Source organism: Paucibacter sp. B2R-40 (assembly GCF_025717555.1).
GTDB lineage: Bacteria > Pseudomonadota > Gammaproteobacteria > Burkholderiales > Burkholderiaceae_C > Paucibacter_A.
The window spans coordinates 1-364 of the sequence record NZ_JAJIRP010000048.1 but is presented as its reverse complement, the minus strand read 5'-3'; the positions used below and the strand labels follow the sequence as shown (position 1 = coordinate 364).

General features: G+C 59.6%; 1 pseudogene. It reads left to right on the top strand.

Annotated features, from left to right (window positions below):
• Positions 1–102 precede the first annotated feature (102 nt).
• Positions 103–364: pseudogene (locus LNV09_RS24690) on the top strand (IS110 family transposase); the annotation flags it as partial.

Here is a 364-nt window from a genome sequence, read left to right as displayed (position 1 = left end):
CGAATACGAAGGGACTTCCCACCTTCGGGCAAACGGCGTCAATGCGCCAAGATTGGTGGTTCTCGAAGTCATCAATCAACTGCCATTTGAAAGGGGAAGTCCATGGAGAAGATTACCCGAATTGGGGTGGATCTGGCTAAGCGTGTTTACCAGGTCCATGCGGTCGATAACGCTGAGCTCACAGTGCTGGCTCGGCCGATGTCTCCGCAGCGCTTTGTGGCCTGGGCTGCTTCTTTGCCTGCCGGCACCGTGGTTGCGATGGAGAGCTGCTCTGGCGCTCACCACCTTGCCCGCCGTCTGCGGCTGATGGGTCTGGATGCGCGGCTGATCGCCGCTCACTTCATCGCGCCATTCCGCGTGCAGG